The organism is Terracoccus luteus, assembly GCF_003635045.1.
GTDB classification, from domain to species: Bacteria; Actinomycetota; Actinomycetes; order Actinomycetales; family Dermatophilaceae; genus Terracoccus; species Terracoccus luteus.
In genome coordinates this window covers 3,822,078-3,839,122 of the sequence record NZ_RBXT01000001.1, presented here as the reverse complement: position 1 = coordinate 3,839,122, position 17,045 = coordinate 3,822,078, and the positions used below count along the sequence as shown (strand labels likewise).

14 protein-coding genes are annotated in these 17,045 nt (G+C 72.8%); 11 read left to right on the top strand and 3 right to left on the bottom strand.

The annotated features are described in order from the left end of the window. Positions 1-984, top strand: coding sequence for an amino acid ABC transporter permease (locus DFJ68_RS17280; RefSeq protein ID WP_245963720.1), 984 nt, complete (start codon positions 1-3; stop codon positions 982-984). After that, entirely contained in the window at positions 984-1,811 is an 828-nt protein-coding gene (locus DFJ68_RS17275) for an amino acid ABC transporter ATP-binding protein (protein WP_121034797.1), read from the top strand. The genes DFJ68_RS17280 and DFJ68_RS17275 overlap by 1 nt, the downstream gene beginning before the upstream one ends. Before the next feature lie 152 nt (positions 1,812-1,963). Here the strand turns inward: DFJ68_RS17275 and DFJ68_RS17270 are convergent, their stop codons facing one another. Further along, on the bottom strand, positions 1,964-3,625 hold the full coding sequence (locus DFJ68_RS17270) for a PucR family transcriptional regulator (RefSeq protein WP_211333415.1): 1,662 nt from the start codon (positions 3,623-3,625) through the stop codon (positions 1,964-1,966). A 107-nt stretch (positions 3,626-3,732) separates the two neighbouring features. Between DFJ68_RS17270 and DFJ68_RS17265 the strand changes: the two genes are divergently transcribed. The 4 genes from DFJ68_RS17265 to paaK all read left to right on the top strand — a co-directional run bounded on the left by DFJ68_RS17265 (position 3,733) and on the right by paaK (position 9,161). Continuing rightward, entirely contained in the window at positions 3,733-5,334 is a 1,602-nt protein-coding gene (locus tag DFJ68_RS17265; RefSeq protein WP_121035490.1) for a purine-cytosine permease family protein, read from the top strand. Continuing rightward, the gene (locus tag DFJ68_RS17260) at positions 5,331-6,269 is read left to right on the top strand and encodes a polysaccharide deacetylase family protein (protein ID WP_170165818.1); all 939 of its coding nucleotides are present in this window, start codon (positions 5,331-5,333) and stop codon (positions 6,267-6,269) included. Before DFJ68_RS17265 ends, DFJ68_RS17260 begins: the two co-directional genes overlap by 4 nt. Before the next feature lie 87 nt (positions 6,270-6,356). Then, complete coding sequence (locus DFJ68_RS17255; protein ID WP_121034795.1) at positions 6,357-7,643, top strand: aminopeptidase P family protein; 1,287 nt, start codon at positions 6,357-6,359, stop codon at positions 7,641-7,643. 186 nt (positions 7,644-7,829) lie between these two features. Further along, complete coding sequence (gene paaK, locus DFJ68_RS17250) at positions 7,830-9,161, top strand: phenylacetate--CoA ligase PaaK (protein ID WP_121034794.1); 1,332 nt, start codon at positions 7,830-7,832, stop codon at positions 9,159-9,161. 69 nt (positions 9,162-9,230) lie between these two features. Here the strand turns inward: paaK and DFJ68_RS17245 are convergent, their stop codons facing one another. Next, positions 9,231-10,019, bottom strand: coding sequence for a GNAT family N-acetyltransferase (locus DFJ68_RS17245; RefSeq protein ID WP_121034793.1), 789 nt, complete (start codon positions 10,017-10,019; stop codon positions 9,231-9,233). A 27-nt stretch (positions 10,020-10,046) separates the two neighbouring features. Continuing rightward, complete coding sequence (locus DFJ68_RS17240) at positions 10,047-10,430, bottom strand: GntR family transcriptional regulator (protein WP_121035488.1); 384 nt, start codon at positions 10,428-10,430, stop codon at positions 10,047-10,049. A gap of 160 nt (positions 10,431-10,590) precedes the next feature. On the opposite strand from DFJ68_RS17240, the gene DFJ68_RS17235 reads away from it, so the two are divergent. The 5 genes from DFJ68_RS17235 to DFJ68_RS17215 are packed head-to-tail and all read left to right on the top strand — an operon-like array spanning position 10,591 to position 17,045. Continuing rightward, on the top strand, positions 10,591-12,075 hold the full coding sequence (locus DFJ68_RS17235; protein ID WP_121034792.1) for a cytochrome ubiquinol oxidase subunit I: 1,485 nt from the start codon (positions 10,591-10,593) through the stop codon (positions 12,073-12,075). A gap of 45 nt (positions 12,076-12,120) precedes the next feature. After that, complete coding sequence (gene cydB / locus DFJ68_RS17230; RefSeq protein WP_121034791.1) at positions 12,121-13,203, top strand: cytochrome d ubiquinol oxidase subunit II; 1,083 nt, start codon at positions 12,121-12,123, stop codon at positions 13,201-13,203. A gap of 1 nt (position 13,204) precedes the next feature. Continuing rightward, positions 13,205-14,797, top strand: coding sequence for a thiol reductant ABC exporter subunit CydD (gene cydD / locus DFJ68_RS17225; protein ID WP_121034790.1), 1,593 nt, complete (start codon positions 13,205-13,207; stop codon positions 14,795-14,797). After that, complete coding sequence (gene cydC, locus DFJ68_RS17220) at positions 14,794-16,632, top strand: thiol reductant ABC exporter subunit CydC (protein ID WP_121034789.1); 1,839 nt, start codon at positions 14,794-14,796, stop codon at positions 16,630-16,632. Before cydD ends, cydC begins: the two co-directional genes overlap by 4 nt. Continuing rightward, positions 16,629-17,045, top strand: coding sequence for a BlaI/MecI/CopY family transcriptional regulator (locus DFJ68_RS17215; protein ID WP_121034788.1), 417 nt, complete (start codon positions 16,629-16,631; stop codon positions 17,043-17,045). Before cydC ends, DFJ68_RS17215 begins: the two co-directional genes overlap by 4 nt.

Genomic DNA, 17,045 nt, shown 5'->3' with positions numbered 1-17,045 from the left:
ATGAGCCAGACCACCACCGACGCCGGCATGCCCGGGAGCCCGGGCACGCCGGCCGACGGACGGCCGGGGGCCATCGACGCCAAGCCGGTCCGCCACCCGGGGCGCTGGGTGGCGCTCGTGGTCATCCTCGTGCTCGTCGCGATGATGATCAGCTCGTTCGTCACCAACGAGCGCTGGGGCTTCTCGACCGCCCTCGAGATCATGCAGCAGAACCCCGTGCTCGAGGGCCTGTGGAAGGGCACCATCGTCGGCACCCTCGGCTCGATGGCGATCGGCATCGTGCTCGGCGTGCTCATCGCGGTGCTGCGCCTCTCGCAGAACCCCGTGCTGCGCTTCGTGTCGTTCGTCTACACGTGGTTCTTCCGCGGCATCCCGCGCCTCGTGCTGCTGGCCATGATCGGCAGCGGCATCGGCTTCCTCTACAACCGCGTCGACTTCGGCCTCCCCTTCGGCCAGCAGCTCGCGTCGTGGCTGGGGCTGTCGAGCGACTTCACGTTCTTCACCCTCAACGTCAACCAGTTCAGCAGCACGCTGCTGGCCGGCATCATCGGCCTCGGCCTCTCCGAGGCGGCCTACATGGCCGAGATCGCCCGCGCCGGCATCCTGTCGGTCGACAAGGGCCAGGGTGAGGCGGCAGCCGCGCTGGGCATGAGCCGCGGCAAGGCGATGCGCCGGGTCGTGCTGCCGCAGGCGATGCGCGTCATCGTGCCGCCGACCGGCAACGAGACGATCGCCATGGTCAAGGACACCTCGCTGCTGTCGGCCATCCCCGTCATCACCGAGCTCTTCTACCAGACGAGCGCCATCGGGACCCGGACCCTGCAGATCATGCCGGCGTTCGTCGCCGTCACCGCGTGGTACCTCATCGTGGGCTCCGTGCTCATGGTCGGCCAGTACCTCCTCGAGCGCCGCTTCGGCCGCGGCTTCGGCACCGGTGCACCCTCACGACGCTTCGCGAGGCCGGGCGGGGCGGGAGGCGCCTGATGAGCGAGACGAGCACGACGGCATCCGACCGGGGTTCCCGCACCGGGGGCGAGGCCCCGCTGGTGCGGGCGGTCAACGTCACCAAGAGCTTCCACGGCAACGAGGTGCTCAAGGGCATCGACCTCGAGGTCGGTCGCGGCGAGGTCGTCTGCCTCCTCGGGCCGAGCGGCTCGGGCAAGACGACGTTCCTGCGGTGCATCAACCAGCTCGAGACGATCGACGGCGGCCGCATCTGGGTCGACGGCGACCTCATGGGCTACCGCGACGAGGGCGGACAGCTGCACCACCTCACCGACAAGCAGATCGCGGCCCAACGGCGCGAGATCGGCATGGTGTTCCAGCGGTTCAACCTCTTCCCGCACATGACGGCCCTGCAGAACGTCGTCGAGGCGCCCACGCAGGTCAAAGGCGTGGCCCGCAAGAAGGCGCGCGCCCGCGCCACCGAGCTGCTCGAGCAGGTGGGCCTCGGCGACAAGCCGGCCGCCTACCCGGCGCAGCTCTCCGGCGGCCAGCAGCAGCGGGTCGCCATCGCGCGCGCCCTCGCCATGGACCCCAAGCTCATGCTCTTCGACGAGCCCACCTCGGCGCTCGACCCCGAGCTCGTCGGCGAGGTGCTGCGCGTCATGCGCGAGCTGGCCGACCGGGGCATGACGATGATCGTCGTCACCCACGAGATGGGGTTCGCCCGTGAGGTCGCCGACCACGTCGTCTTCATGGACGGTGGCGTCGTCGTCGAGCAGGGTCCGCCCGCAGAGGTCATCGGCAACCCGCAGCACGAGCGCACGAAGAGCTTCCTCAAGCGCATGCGCAGCGAGCACCACGACTGAGCGGGCCTGCCCCGGCGGCCCCTTCCCCCGTCGAAAGGCCAAATAGACAGCACCGAGAGGCCAGTCCGTCACCGGGCTGGCCTCTCGCGTTGTCCCCGTTGGCCTTTCGAGTCGCCATCTGGCCTCTCGACGGGGGGTGGATGCCGGTGGGCTCAGTCGGCGGGGCGGCGCGCGCGCCGGGTGGCCCGGCGGTCGGCGGCGTCGAGTCCGCCGAAGCCGCGCACCTCGCCGGCGACGGTGCGCCGCGCGGTCTCGAGCTCGACCGCGAGGGCGATCGCGGCCCAGCGGCTCGTGCCCGGCTGCGGGTGGCCCAGCACCGCCATGATGCGCTCGAGGCGCTGGTAGAGGCTCTGCCGCTGCACGTGCAGCCGCGCCGCCGTCTCGGTCTTGTTGGCCGAGTGCCGCAGGTAGAGGGCGAGGGTCTCGAAGAGGCTGCCGGCGCGGTCGCGGTCGAGGGCGAGCAGGTCGCCGATCTGCTCGTCGACGAACGCCTGCAGGAGGTCGTCGCGGTCGACCGCCGTCACGAGCCGGGTGATGCCGAGGGCGACGGAGTCGGCCACCACCTGGTGCGACTCGTCGGTCAGCGCCAGCGTGCCCTCGGCCTCGGCGAGGGTGTGCGGCAGCCGCTCGACGCTGCGCGCGCCGGGGCCGACCGCCACGGTGACGTGGGCCGGCAGCGCGACCGACCGCAGCTCGGTGACGACGTCCTGGCGCGCCTGCTCGAGCGACCGTCCGCCGAGGGACAGGCCGACGACGCACGTGTGCACGTGCCGGTCGACCTCGCTGACGAGGGTGCGGCCGGTGCGCCCGACCGCCGCCTCGATGCCCGTCGCCAGCGACGGCCCGGGGCCGATGCGGGCGACGGTCACCACCCACGCGTCGTGCCCCGCGAGCCCCAGCCGGGTGGCCACCTCGCGCAGCCGGCGCGTCGAGGCGCGCTCGCCGGCGCGGGCCAGCTCGAACAGCTCGTGGGTGTCACGCTGCCGGCGCGAGAGCGGGCGGAATCGCAGCATGGCGAGGCCCAGTGCCTCCGGGGCGCGGTCGAGGGCGGCGTCGAGCACGAGCAGGTTCGCGCCCGGCCGGGGCGTCAGCGTCAGCAGGGCCACCGTCACGCCGGCGCTGTCGACGGGGGCGACGACGGGGGGCATCCCGACGGGGGCCGCGGTCGACGGGCCGGTGACGACATCGTCGGCAGGGTCGCCGGCGGGGTCGTCGGCCTCTGCGGTCGAAAAGCTCCCGACCCCAAGGGCCGGCGCGGCCGCCTCGGCGAGCAGCTCACCGTCGGGGGCGGTGAGCCGTGCGTCGGCCTGCGTCCGCTCGGCCAGCACGGCCATGAGCTCGGGCAGCTCGGCGCCCCGGGCGAGGGCCAGCGCGAGCGCGTGCGACACCTCGTCGGCGAGCTGGAGGCGCCGGACCGACTCGTTGACGAGCAGCCCGTTGACGGCCTGGGTGACCTCGATGAAGCGCACGACGCGCCGCAGCTGCACGAGCGGCAACGAGACCCGCTCGGCCTCCTCGACCATCTCCGGCGGCACCCGGCGCAGGCGGGCCCCCGTCTCGATGGCGATGCCGGAGGCGCCCCGCTCGGCCAGCTCGCGCACGTAGCGGGCCCGCTGGGTCGGGCTCGCGTCGGCCAGCCCGACGCCGCCGACGAGCAGCAGCTCACCGCCCCGCAGCAGGGGCGCGATGTCGAGCACCTCGCTCGTGTGCACCCACGTCACCGCGTTGTCCAGGCCCGCTTGGCCGGCGAGGACGACCGGTTCCGCAGCGCGGATCGTCGGGTCGCACAGGACCTCGCTCACCGGCATCGGCATGACACTTCGTCCGTTCTCAGGCTCACACGACTGACACAACGTACCTTGTCGCACCCCCCGCACGGGGATCACTCTGGTTCCCACCATCCGACGAAATGGAGGCGCAGATGAGCTCTGCGAACCAGTCCCACACGGTGTTCGAGGTCGAGCAGGTCCTCCAGCCGGTCCCCGACGAGGCCCGCACGAACGACGTCTCCGGCCAGTTCTGGATCTGGTGCGGGGCCAACATCGCCCCGATCAACTGGATCCTCGGGGCGCTCGGCATCGGCCTCGGCCTGGGCCTGCGCGACACCCTCATCGTGCTCGTGCTCGGCAACCTCATCGGCATGGCCCTCTTCGGGCTCTTCGTGCTCATGGGCCAGCGCACCGGCGTCACCGGCATGGTGCTCTCGCGGGCCGCCTTCGGCCGCCGCGGCGCCTACGTCCCCGCCGGCATCCAGGCCACGCTCGCGGTCGGGTGGTGCGCGGTCAACACGTGGATCATCCTCGACCTCGTCATGGCCCTGCTCGGCAAGGTCGGCCTCGTCGACCCGGCCGCCGAGAACCACCTGGCCAAGATCCTCGTCGCGACGGTCATCATGGGCACCCAGGTCGCCATCTCGTGGCGCGGCTACCGCACCATCGCCGCCTTCGAGCGCTGGACCGTGCCGCCCACCATCGTCGTGCTCGTCGCCATGTCGGTCGTCGCGTGGTTCTTCCTCGACGTCGACTGGGGCTACGCCGGCCCCGCCGGCCAGGTGCTGACCGGTTCCGAGCGCATCGTCGTCATGTCGGGCGTCATGACCGCGATCGGGATCGGCTGGGGCATCACGTGGTTCACCTACGCCGCCGACTACTCACGCTTCGTCAGCCGCGCGATGCCGCGCCGCAAGCTCTACGCCGCCAGCGTGCTCGGCCAGTTCGTGCCCGTCGTGTGGCTCGGCGTGCTCGGCGCGACCCTCGCGACGAAGAACGGCTCGGTCGACCCGGGCGCCCTCATCGTCGACAACTTCGGTGCGCTCGCGATCCCCGTCCTCCTGCTCGTCGTGCACGGCCCGATCGCGACGAACATCCTCAACATCTACACGTTCTCGGTGGCCGCGCAGGCGCTCGACGTCAAGATCAAGCGCAACACCCTCAGCCTCGTCGTGGGCGCCTTCGCCATGGTCGCGGTCGTGTTCTTCATCTACGCCGGCGACCTCGCCGCCGTGCTCGACACGTGGCTCATCGGCATCGTCGCCTGGATCGCCGCCTGGGCCGGCATCATGCTCGTGCACTACTTCCGCTTCGCCCGCCGCGACATCGACGCTCAGGTGCTCTTCGACCCGGTCGGCAGCCGCCGTCTGCCCGACGTCAACTGGGCCACGATGTTCTCGTTCGTCGTCGGCATCGTCGCGACGTGGATGTTTCTCTACGGCCTCGTCCCGCCGCTGCAGGGCTTCGCCGCCCGCGCGCTCGGCGGCCTCGACCTCTCGTGGCTGGCCGGCGGCCTCACCTCCGCGGCCGTCTACGCCGTCGTCGGTCGCCGCCCGTTCGAGAGGTACGCCGCCCTCCGCCGCGCCGAGTCGCGCGTCGACGGCGCCGTCCCCGCGCCGAGCCCGGATGCCGGGTCGCTCACTCCCGCAGCCCAGTCCGACCTCGCGGCCGCCTCGTCGACCGCCCCATCGAGCGCCACGTCGAGCACGGCGCACACCTCCTCCACGCCCGCCGAGATCGGAGCCGACTCGTGACCGCCACCCCCTCCCCCGCCGCCACCGACGAGCCGATCTTCACCTGGCCCGACGGCTACCGCGCCGCGGCGTCGTTCACCTTCGACGTCGACGCCGAGTCGTGCGTGCTCGCCCACGACCCGGCATCCGTCTCGCGCATGTCACTCATGTCGCACCAGTCGTACGGTCCGCTCGTCGCGGTCCCGAAGCTGCTGCGCATCCTCGAGCGTCAAGACGTCAGGGCGACCTTCTTCGTGCCCGGGTTCACCGCCGAGTGCCACCCCGACACGGTGCGCGCCATCGTCGACGCGGGGCACGAGGTGGGCCACCACGGGTACCTGCACGAGCAGATGCAGGGCATCGACCGCGAGACCGAGGCCCGCTACCTCGACCGCGGCCTCGAGGCGCTGCAGAAGGTCGCCGGCGTCGTCCCCGTCGGCTACCGCGCGCCGTGGTGGGAGCTCAACTGGCAGTCGCCGGCCCTGCTCGCCGAGCGCGGGTTCCTCTACGACTCCAGCCTGCTCGACGGCGACGCCCCCTACCGGTTCACCGCCCCCGGCACGGCGGACACCCTCATCGAGATCCCCGTCGACTGGGCCCTCGACGACTGGGAGCAGTACGCCTTCTACCCGGGCTGGACGGGCAGCGGCGTCATCGAGAGCCCCGTCAAGGCCCGCGACATGTGGCAGCTCGAGGCCGACGCGCAGCACGAGCAGGGCGGCTGCTGGGTGCTGACCAACCACCCCTTCATCTCCGGCCGGCCGTCCCGGGCCCGCGCGCTCGAGCAGCTCGTCGAGGGCGTCAAGGCCCTCGACGGCATGTGGGTGACGACGCTCGAGGACATCGCCCGCCACGCGGCATCCGTCGTCACCGAGACGAGGACCCACGCCCGGTACGCCGTCCCCGGCTTCCCCGACACCGGCATCACCCGCGACGGTCGCCCCGTCGCCTCCTGAGACCACCCTCCCCGGCTCGACCGAGCCCACTCCGTCGCGCGGCACCCGGCCGGCGTGGCGACCCACCCTGCCCAGAAAGGCACCGACATGACCCTCACCACCGCCGCCCCCGCACAGCCCTCGCAGCAGTCCCTGCACGGCTCGGCCCGTGACCTCGCCGAGCTCGAGCGCCTCAAGGTGCTGCACAACGGCGAGAAGCTGGCGCTGACCTTCTCCGACGCCGAGTTCGAGCGCCGCCTGGCCGGGCTGCGCGACATCATGGCCGAGAAGCAGCTCGACGCCGTCGTGCTCACCTCCTACCAGGGCATCAAGTACTACTCCGACTTCCTCTTCACCTACTTCGGCCGCTCCTACGCGCTCGTCGTCACCGCCGACGACCAGGTGAGCGTCACCGCCAACATCGACGCCGGGATGCCGTGGCGGCGCAGCTACGGCGAGAACGTCGTCTACACCGACTGGCAGCGTGACAACTTCCAGCACGGCGTCGCCGAGGTGCTGCGGCAGCGGGGGGTGCGGCCGCGCCGCGTCGGCATCGAGACCGACACCGTCTCGCTCGACACCCACGCCAAGCTGCAGGCCGCCCTCGACGGCGCCGAGCTCGTCGACGTCGCCCAGGCCGCGATGCGCCAGCGCATGGTCAAGTCGGCGGAGGAGATCGCCGTCATCACCCACGGCGCCCGCATCGGCGACCTCGGTGGCGAGGCCATCCGGGCCGCCATCCGCGAGGGCGTCAGCGAGTACGAGGTCGCGCTCGTCGGCACCGAGGCGATGGTCCACGAGATCGCCAGCACCTTCCCCGACAGCGAGATCCGCGACACGTGGGTGTGGTTCCAGTCGGGCATCAACACCGACGGCGCGCACAACTGGGCCACGACCCGGCGCCTGCAGCCCGGCGACATCCTGTCGCTCAACTGCTTCCCGATGACGTCGGGCTACTACACCGCCCTCGAGCGCACCCTGTTCCTCGGCCAACCCGACGAGCGCTCCCTCGAGCTGTGGAACATCAACGTCGAGGTGCACCGCCGCGGCCTCGAGCTCATCAAGCCCGGCGCCGTGTGCAAGGACATCGCACACGAGCTCAACGAGATCTACGTCGCGCACGGCCTGCTGCCCAACCGCACCTTCGGCTACGGCCACTCCTTCGGGGTGCTCTCGCACTACTACGGGCGGGAGGCCGGCCTCGAGCTGCGTGAGGACATCGACACCGTGCTCGAGCCCGGCATGGTCGTGTCGATGGAGCCGATGATCACCGTCGCCGACGGCCAGCCCGGCGCCGGCGGCTACCGCGAGCACGACATCCTCGTCGTCAGCGAGGACGGCGCCGAGAACGTCACGCACTTCCCCTTCGGCCCCGAGCACAACATCATCGACTGAACCCCCTCCCCAGCCCGTCGAAAGGCCATATAGCCATCATCGAGAGGCCAGTCCGTGACCGGGCTGGCCTCTCCCGTCCACCCCGTTGGCCTTTCGACGGTGTCCATTTGGCCTCTCGACGGTGTCCAGCTGGCCTCTCGACGGGGGCTGCGCGACCTGTCGACGGGAGCGAGCAGAATGGCAGCCATGACGACGGAGTCACCCGCGAGCACCACCGGCCCGGCACCCGCCCTGCCCGACCACGAGATCCCGACCATCGAGGTGGGGCCGCTGCGCGAGCTGCAGCTGAGCCGCCTGCAGGCCACGGTCCGCCACGCCCACGACAACGTGCCGCACTACCGGGCGGCGTTGCAGGACAACGGCGTGCACCCCGACGACGTCCGTTCGCTCGACGACCTCGCGCGCCTGCCCTTCACCACCAAGGCCGACCTGCGCGCCAACTACCCGTTCGGGATGTTCGCCGTGCCGCGCGAGCGCATCGTGCGGCTGCACGCCAGCTCGGGCACGACCGGGCGTCCGACGGTCGTGGGCTACACGGCATCCGACATCGACACGTGGGCCGACCTCATGGCCCGCTCCATCCGGCTCGCGGGCGGGCACCCGGGCGACATCGTGCACGTCGCGTACGGCTACGGCCTGTTCACCGGCGGGCTCGGCGCGCACTACGGGGTCGAACGGCTCGGCGCGACCGTCGTGCCGGTCAGCGGCGGCATGACGGAGCGCCAGGTGCAGCTCATCACCGACTTCGGGCCGCGCGTCATCATGGTGACGCCGAGCTACTTCCTCAGCCTGCTCGACGGCATGGAGCGCGCCGGCATCGACCCCGCCACGACCAGCCTCAAGGTCGGCATCTTCGGCGCCGAGCCGTGGACCGAGGCGATGCGCCAGGAGATCGAGGGCCGCACCGGCATGGACGCCGTCGACATCTACGGCCTGTCCGAGGTCATGGGCCCGGGCGTCGCCATGGAGGCCGCGACGACGAAGGACGGCCTGCACCTGTGGGAGGACCACTTCTACCCCGAGGTCATCGACCCGGTCACCGAGGAGGTGCTGCCCGACGGCGAGCTGGGTGAGCTCGTGCTCACGTCGCTGACGAAGCAGGCGATGCCGGTACTGCGCTACCGCACGCGTGACCTCACGCGGCTGCTGCCGGGCACGGCCGTGCCGTCGATGCGCCGCATGCAGAAGATCACCGGCCGCACCGACGACATGATGATCATCCGCGGCGTCAACGTCTTCCCGACGCAGATCGAGGAGCACGTCCTCGCCGAGCCCCGCCTGTCGCCGTACTTCCAGTGCGTGCTCACGCAGCCCGGCCGCATGGTCGAGCTGACCGTGCTCGTCGAGCCCCTCGAGCAGCTGGATGCCGGGGCCGCCGACGCGATCGCCCGCGAGCTCGAGCGCGCGGTCAAGACCCACGTCGGCACGACGTGCCGGGTGCAGGTGCGCGATCCCGGCACCATCGAGCGCTCGATCGGCAAGGCGCGCCGCATCGTCGACGAGCGTCCCAAGAACTGAGACCACCTGTCCGGATGCCGGGAAGCCCAGCGCCGGCGTCAGGCGCGGCCCACACGGGGCGGGCGCAGGTCAGGCGCGGGTGACCGCCACCTGCACGGCATCCTCGTGGAAGCCGACGCTCCGGTAGAGGCGGCCGGCCGGGTTGGTCGTCTCGGTGACGATGACCCAGGCCGTCGCGCCCCGCGCCTGCGCCCACCGGGCCGCGACACCGAGCAGGTGACCGGCGAGGCCCTGCCGGCGGTGGTCGGCGTGGGTGCCGACGCTCTGGTAGCGGGCGAGGTCGCCGCACAGCACGACTCCGAGGGAGGCGGCCGGCGCGCCCGTGTCGGTGACGGCGGTGAACCAGCGCATGACGCCGCCGGCGACCAGCCGGCGGCGGCCCGCGACCTGGCGTCGCACGAAGACCTCGTAGCCCTGAGGCTCGTGCTCCCTCGTGCGGGCGTTCTCGGCGAGGTCGAGGGCCACGAGCGCCTCCCACTCGGCGTCGCCCTCCGGCCCCGGGTCCGGCTCGCGCACGACGTAGCCGTCGGCGAGGGGGCGCTGCTCGGGCAGGGTCTCGGTGAAGAGGACGTCGTCGGTCTCGACGACGAGCCCGGCCGCACGCCAGGGCTCGGCATCGGGAAGCCGGGCGAGGCCGATGGCCACGTGCTCGGCGGCCGGGAAGGCGTCGGCGAAGACCGAGCGACAGCGCCCGGCGTCGTCGACGGCGGACACGTCGGTGACGAGCACGAAGTTGCCCCAGTGGAAGGTCGGGTTCGCGGGGGTGCGCACGACGAGGTGGTCGTGGTGCTCCTCGACGCTCGAGCCGCCGTGCTGCAGCACCGCGAGGTCGGTGAGCCAGCCCCGGGACAACACCATCCCCGCAGCCTAACGACCGTCGAGAGGTCAGGGGTGCTGGGCGGCGCGGACGAGGTCGAGCGTCTCGGCGTCAGTGAACCCGCACCCGCGGGCCAGCCGCACGAAGGCGGCCGCCGCGCGTTCGACCGCGACCCGCCCCGCGTGCTCACCGGCCGCGACCGTCGTGCCCGCGCGCCCGTTCGTCGTCACGACCCCGTCGGCCTCGAGCTCCTTGTACGCGCGCGCGACGGTGTTGGCCGCCAGCCCGAGCGTCCCCGCCAGGGCCCGCACCGGCGGAAGCCGGTCGCCGGGGGTCAGTCGGCCCTGCTCGACGAGCGCGGTCACCTGCACGCGCAGCTGCTCGAAGGGGGCCACGCCCGATCCGGCGTCGACGACGACCGGGAGCGACACGGCATCCGAGGGCGACGGCATGGGCCCAGCATCGCCGAGACCGGCGGCCCCGACCACCCCACCCGCCGCCACCTCCCGACCGGAGTGAGAGCCACCACACCGGCCCGGTCCCGCTGGCCACCTGTCAACTACGCGTCGTAGTATCTACTACGTAACGTAGTTACCAGCCCGGGAGACCCCGATGGACGCGACAGACCTCGCCCGGTGGCAGTTCGGCATCACGACCGTCTACCACTTCCTCTTCGTCCCGATCACGATCGGGCTGTCGGCCATCGTCGCCGGCTTCCACACCGCGTGGGTACGCACGCACAACCCCGAGTGGCTGCGGCTGACGAGGTTCTTCGGCAAGCTCTTCACCATCAACTTCGCCCTCGGGCTCGTCACCGGGCTCGTGCAGGAGTTCCAGTTCGGCATGAACTGGTCGAGCTACTCCCGCTTCGTCGGCGACATCTTCGGCGCACCCCTGGCGGTCGAGGCCCTGCTCGCCTTCTTCCTCGAGTCGACCTTCCTCGGCCTGTGGATCTTCGGCTGGGGCCGCATCCCCGAGCGTCTGCACGCCGCCACGATGTGGGTCGTGCACGTCGGCACGCTGCTGTCGGCCTACTTCATCCTGTCGGCGAACTCCTTCATGCAGAACCCGGTCGGCTTCCGGTTCAACGCCGAGACGGGCCGCGCCGAGCTCACCGACTTCGTCGCGATCCTGCTCAACAAGGTGCAGCTCGTCACCTTCCCGCACGTCATCCTGTCGGCCTACCTCGTCGGTGGGGCCGTCGTCATGGGCGTCGCGCTCCAGCTCATGCGGCGGGAGTGGCTCCGCTGCAGTGAGATCCACGACGAGGATGCCGGTGGCGCCGCCGACGTGCCCATGTACCGTCGCGCCGCCCGCCTCGGGGCCGTCGTCACGCTCGTGGCCGGGATGGGCGTCGCCGCGAGCGGTGACGTCCAGGGCAAGATCATGACCGAGGTGCAGCCGATGAAGATGGCGGCGGCCGAGGCCCTCTACGAGTCGGTGCCGGCGGGCGAGGGAGCACCCTTCTCGGTGCTGACGATCGGCTCGCTCGACGGCGAACGCGCCCGGCCCCTCATCGAGGTGCCCAACCTGCTCAGCTTTCTCGCCACCGGCTCCTTCGACGGCGCCGTCAAGGGCATCAACGATCTCAAGGCCGAGTACGCCCAGACGTACGGCACCGCAGGCATGGCCGAGCTCGCCGACCCGTCGACCGGCTACGTGCCGAACATCCCGACGACCTACTGGATGTTCCGCCTCATGATCGGGCTCGGCATGGCCGCCAGCGCCGTCGCGCTCGTCGTGCTGTGGGCCACGCGCCGAGGCCGCACCCCCACCGGCCGCTGGCTGCTGTGGCTGGCCGTGGCCGCACCGGTGCTGCCGCTGCTCGGCAACAGCGCCGGCTGGGTCTTCACCGAGGTCGGTCGCCAGCCGTGGGTCGTCTTCGGCCTCATGACCACCGCGAGCGGCGTGTCTCCGGGCGTCTCCCTCGGCGAGGTCGTCACGTCGATGACCGTGTTCACCCTGCTCTACGGGGCACTCGCCGTCGTCGAGGTCAAGCTGCTGCTGCGCACGGTGCGACAGGGTGCGGCCCCGTTCGAGCAGCCGGTCGACCCGGCCGAGCAGGACGAGGACGCCCCCCTCGCCTTCGCCTACTGAGCCGGCCACCCGGCATCCGGATCTCGCGAGAAAAGCGACGGGACAATGGAACTCACCACCTTCTGGTTCATCCTCATCGGCGTGCTGTGGACCGGGTACTTCGTGCTCGAGGGCTTCGACTTCGGCGTCGGGCTGCTGCTGCCGGTGCTCGGCGGGCGCCGACTGTCACGTGACGCCGCTGACGCCGAGAAACGTCGGCGGGTGCTGCTCAACACCATCGGCCCGGTGTGGGACGGCAACGAGGTGTGGGTCATCACCGCCGCCGGCGCCACCTTCGCCGCCTTCCCGAACTGGTACGCCACGATGTTCAGCGGGTTCTACCTCCCACTGCTGCTCGTGCTCGTCGCGCTCATCGTGCGCAACCTCGGCTTCGACTACCGGCACAAACGCCCCGAGGCGCAGTGGAAGGCCCGCTGGGACCTCGCGATCTTCTGGGGCTCCCTCGTGCCCGCCTTCGTCTGGGGCCTGCTGCTGACGAACATCGTGCGCGGCGTGCCCATCGACGCTGACATGGAGTTCACCGGCGACGTGCTGTCGCTGCTCGACCCGACCGCGCTGCTCGGCGGGCTCGCCTTCACCGCCCTCTTCGTCACCCACGGCGCGATCTTCCTCGCCCTCAAGACCGACGGACCGGTGCGCGCCCAGGCCCGCACCGTCGCCGCGGTCGCAGGCGTCGCCGCGGCCGGGCTCGCCGTGGCGCTGCTCGCGGTGCTCGGGTCGGCCCACGGCAAGCCGGTCACATGGGTGACCAGCGGCGCCGCCGCCCTCGCCCTGGTGACGGCGCTGGCGGCGAACCGTGTCGGCCGCGAGGGCCGTGCCTTCATCGGCACCGCGGCCGCCATCGGCCTCACCGTGGCCACGTACTTCGTCATGCTCTTCCCTGACGTCATGCCGTCGACGAGCAACCCGGCGTGGTCGCTGACGACCGAGAACGCGGCCAGCACCGAGTACACCCTCACCGTCATGACGTGGGTGGCGGTCGTCTTCACGCCGGTCGTGCTGCTCTACCAGGGCTGGACATACTGGGTGTTCCGCAAGCGCCTCACCACCCGGCACATCCCCGACGACGTCGCGCCGGCCACCCCGGCGGGCGACGCCACGGGCGTCACCGGCCCGGTCCGGACCTGACGTGCGCCCCTTCGACCTGCGGCTGCTCCGCGAGGTCCCCGAGAGCCGGCGACCGGTGCTCGCCCTCGGGGCGGTCGGCGTCGCGTCCGGCGTCGCCACCGTGGCGACGGCCTTCGCCCTGTCCGCCGTCGTCGTCGCGGTCGTCGAGCGGCGGCCCGTGACGGGTCCGGTGCTCTGGCTGCTCGCCCTCTTCGCCGCGCGCGCCGCCCTCTCCGCCGCCACCGAGTCGGTCGGGGCCATGGCCGGCGTCCGGGTCTCGACCGCCCTCCGCTCGGCGCTGCTGCGTCGCTGGTCGCACCTGGACGCCGACTCCCGTCCGGACCCCACGGCCGCCGCCACCCTCGCCACCGCGGGCGCGTCGGCCGTCGAGCCCTACGCCGCCCGTTTCCTGCCCGCCCTCGTCACGGCGGCCGTCGTGCCCGGTCTCGCCGTGGCCACCCTCCTCGTCGTCGACTGGCCCAGCGCCGTCGTCGTCGCGCTCACCCTGCCGCTGCTGCCGCTGTTCGCCGCCCTCATCGGACGCGCCACCGCCGACGCCACCGACCGCCGCTGGGCGGCCCTGCGAGGCCTGTCCGGCCACTTCCTCGACGTCGTCCGCGGTCTGCCGACCCTCGTCGGGTACGGCCGCGCCGAGCGCCAGGTCGAGGTCGTCCACGACGTCAGCGCGCGCCACCGCCGGGCGACGATGCGCACCCTGCGCCTCGCCTTCCTCAGCTCGGCGGCCCTCGAGCTGCTCGCCACCCTCTCGGTCGCCCTCGTCGCCGTCACCGTGGGGCTGCGCCTGTCGCACGGCTCCATGCCCCTCGGCGCCGGCCTCGTCGCCATCCTCCTCGCCCCCGAGGCGTACTGGCCGGTGCGTCGCGTCGGCGCCGAGTTCCACACGGCCGCCGACGGATCCGTCGCGCTGACCGGCATCCTCGACGAGCTCTCACCGGATGCCGGTGAGCCCGCGGGCGCCGCCCGCCCCGACCCGCGCGGCGGGCTCAGCCTGCGTGGGGTGACGTACGCCCACCCGGGCAGCAGCGTCGCGGTGCTGCGTGATCTCGACCTCGACGCCGGGCCGGGTCTCACGGTCGTCGTGGGGCCGTCGGGCTGCGGCAAGTCGACGTTGCTCGAGCTCGTCGCCGGGCTGCGGAGACCGGTGTCAGGGGCCGTGCGTGCGGCCCCGGCGCACCTGCTCACCCAGCGCCCCTTCCTCGCCGCCGGCACCGTCCGCGAGTCGCTGACCGTCGCCCACCCCGCGACGGACGGCGAGCTCTGGTCGGCGCTGCGCGCCGTCGGGGCCGACGGCGTCGTGGCGGCGCTACCCCGGGCACTCGACACGCCGCTGGGAGACGACGGTGCCGGCCTCAGCGCCGGGCAGCGTCAGCGTCTCGCCCTGGCCCGGGCGGTGCTCGCACCCGAACCGGTGCTGCTGCTCGACGAACCCACGGCCCACGTCGACGCCGACTCGGTGGCGCCGCTGGTCGACCTCGTCGTCGGCCTCGCCCGCGACCGCGCCGTCGTCGTCGTCGTCACCCACACCGACGAGCTGCTCGCCCGCGCCGACCACGTCGTGCGCCTGCACCTCGCCCGAGAGGCGGCCACGGCATGACCACGACCCCCGCCGACCCGACCACCGCCGGCCGACCGTCGGTCGACACCGGCCCGGACGGCCCGGACGGCCCTGCCGGCGCCGCCACCCGCGAGGAACGGCCGGCCGGCCGACGCCGCCGGACCGTCCGCGACGTCCTCCCGGGCCCCGTCGCCAAGGCAGGGCTCATCGGCGGGGTGGCCACGGCATCCGGCATCGCCCTGACGGCGACGTCGGGCTGGCTCATCGTGCGCGCCGACCAGCGCCCGGTCATCCTCACCCTGCTCACCGCCATCGTCGCCGTGCGGGCGTTCGGCATGGCGCGCCCGGTGTTCCGCTACTGGGAGCGCCTCCTCAGCCACGACGCCGCCCTCGGCGCCCTCGCCGAGCGGCGCACCGCGGTGTACCGGGCGCTCGTCCCGCTGACGCCCGCCCGGCTCGGCCGGCGCCGCCGCAGCGACGTGCTCACGGGGGTCGTCGACGACCTCACCGACGAGGTCGAGGCGCAGGTGCGGGTGACCGTGCCCGTCGTGTCGACCGCCGTCGCCGGCGTGGCCACGGTGGCCCTGACGACCGCCCTCGCCCCGCCTGCGGGTCTGGCCCTCGTGACCCTCGCCGTCGTCGTCGTGCTGGGGTGCCTCGTCGCGGCACGGCTCGAGAGCCGCTCCCTCACAGCGCTGCTCGACGCCCGGGCCGACGTCACGGGGCTGACCCAGCTCGCCACCACCCAGGCGAGCGAGCTGCAGGCCGTGGGCGCGTGGCCCACCGTTCTCCGACGTCTCGACGCGGCGCAGGCGGTGCTCACCGCAGCCACCCGGCGCACGAGCCGTGGCCGGGCGACGGCCTCCGCCCTGTTCCCCGTCGCCGTGGCGGGCACCGTGGCGTGGGTCGCGGTCGTCGTGGGAGGACTGGGGCTGCCCACCCCGGTGACGGCCCTGCTCGTCGTCACCCCGGTCGCCGTGGCCGACGCCGTCGCGCCGCTCGTCGACGCGATGCGGGCCCGGGCCCGGGCGAGCGCGGCGTCGCAGCGGGTGCGGGCCCTGACCTCGATGCCACCCGCCGTCGTCGAGCGTCCCGGCGCCGTCGCGGTCGCCGTCGCGGTCGCCGTCATCGAGGCCGCCGAGGACGCCGACGGCGGCCCGGAGGCCCGGCCACACCTGCGCCTCGACGGGGTCGCCGCGGCGTGGGGCACTGACGGCACTGACGACTCCGACGGCATCCGTCGCGACTCCCCCGACCTCGGACCGGTCGACCTCGATCTCCCCTTCGGCTCGCGAGTGCTCGTCACCGGCCCCAACGGCAGTGGCAAGTCGACGCTGCTCGCGGTGCAGGCCCGCCACCTCGACCCGGTCGCCGGTCGGTACGCATGGGACGGCGTCGACGTCACCGACCTCACCCTGTCGTCCGTGCGGGCGCAGGTCGCCCTCGTCGACGACGACCCGCACGTCTTCGCCTCGACGCTGCGCGCCAACCTGCTGCTCGCCCGCCCCGAGGCCGACGACGACGCCCTGACCGCGGCTCTCACGTCGGCGGGCCTCGCCCCCCTGCTCGCCGGGCTGCCCGACGGGCTCGACACCGTGCTCGGGACCGGTGGCCGCGGCCTCTCCGGCGGCGAGCGTGCGCGCCTCGCCGTCGCGCGTGCCGTGCTGAGCCGCCGGCCGGTGCTGCTGCTGGACGAGCCGGTCGCCCACCTCGACGCGCCGACCGCGCGGGCCGTCCTCGTCGACCTGCTCGCCGTGCCCGACCGCACGGTCGTCATGGTGACCCACCGCCCCGACGGCGCCGACCTGTTCGACCGGGTCGTCGACCTCGGCCGGGGCCACCCGACCGCGCCGGATAGTGTGGACGCACCATGAAGACCTCGCGACGCACCGTGCTGGGCGACCTCGAGCGCGCGGTCATCGAGCACCTCTGGGCGCAGGCCGAGCAGGCGGGCGGCGTCACCGTGCGCGAGGTGCACGACGCGATCGGTGTCGAGCGCGGCCTCGCCTACACGACCCTCATGACGGTCCTCGACCGGATGGCCAAGAAGGGCCTCGTGCAGCGCGAGCGCGACGGTCGCGCCTGGCGCTACCTCGCCGCCGCGTCGCGTGAGCAGCTCACCTCCGACACGCTGCACCAGACCCTCGGCGAGCTGGCGGGCGAGCAGCGCCGCGGTGCCCTGCTGCACTTCGTCGACTCCTCCACGCCCGAGGACGTCGCCGCCCTGCGTGCCGCCCTGGCCGACCTCGAGGCGCGGCAGGCGGCCGACCCCGAGGGTCGTCGCTGA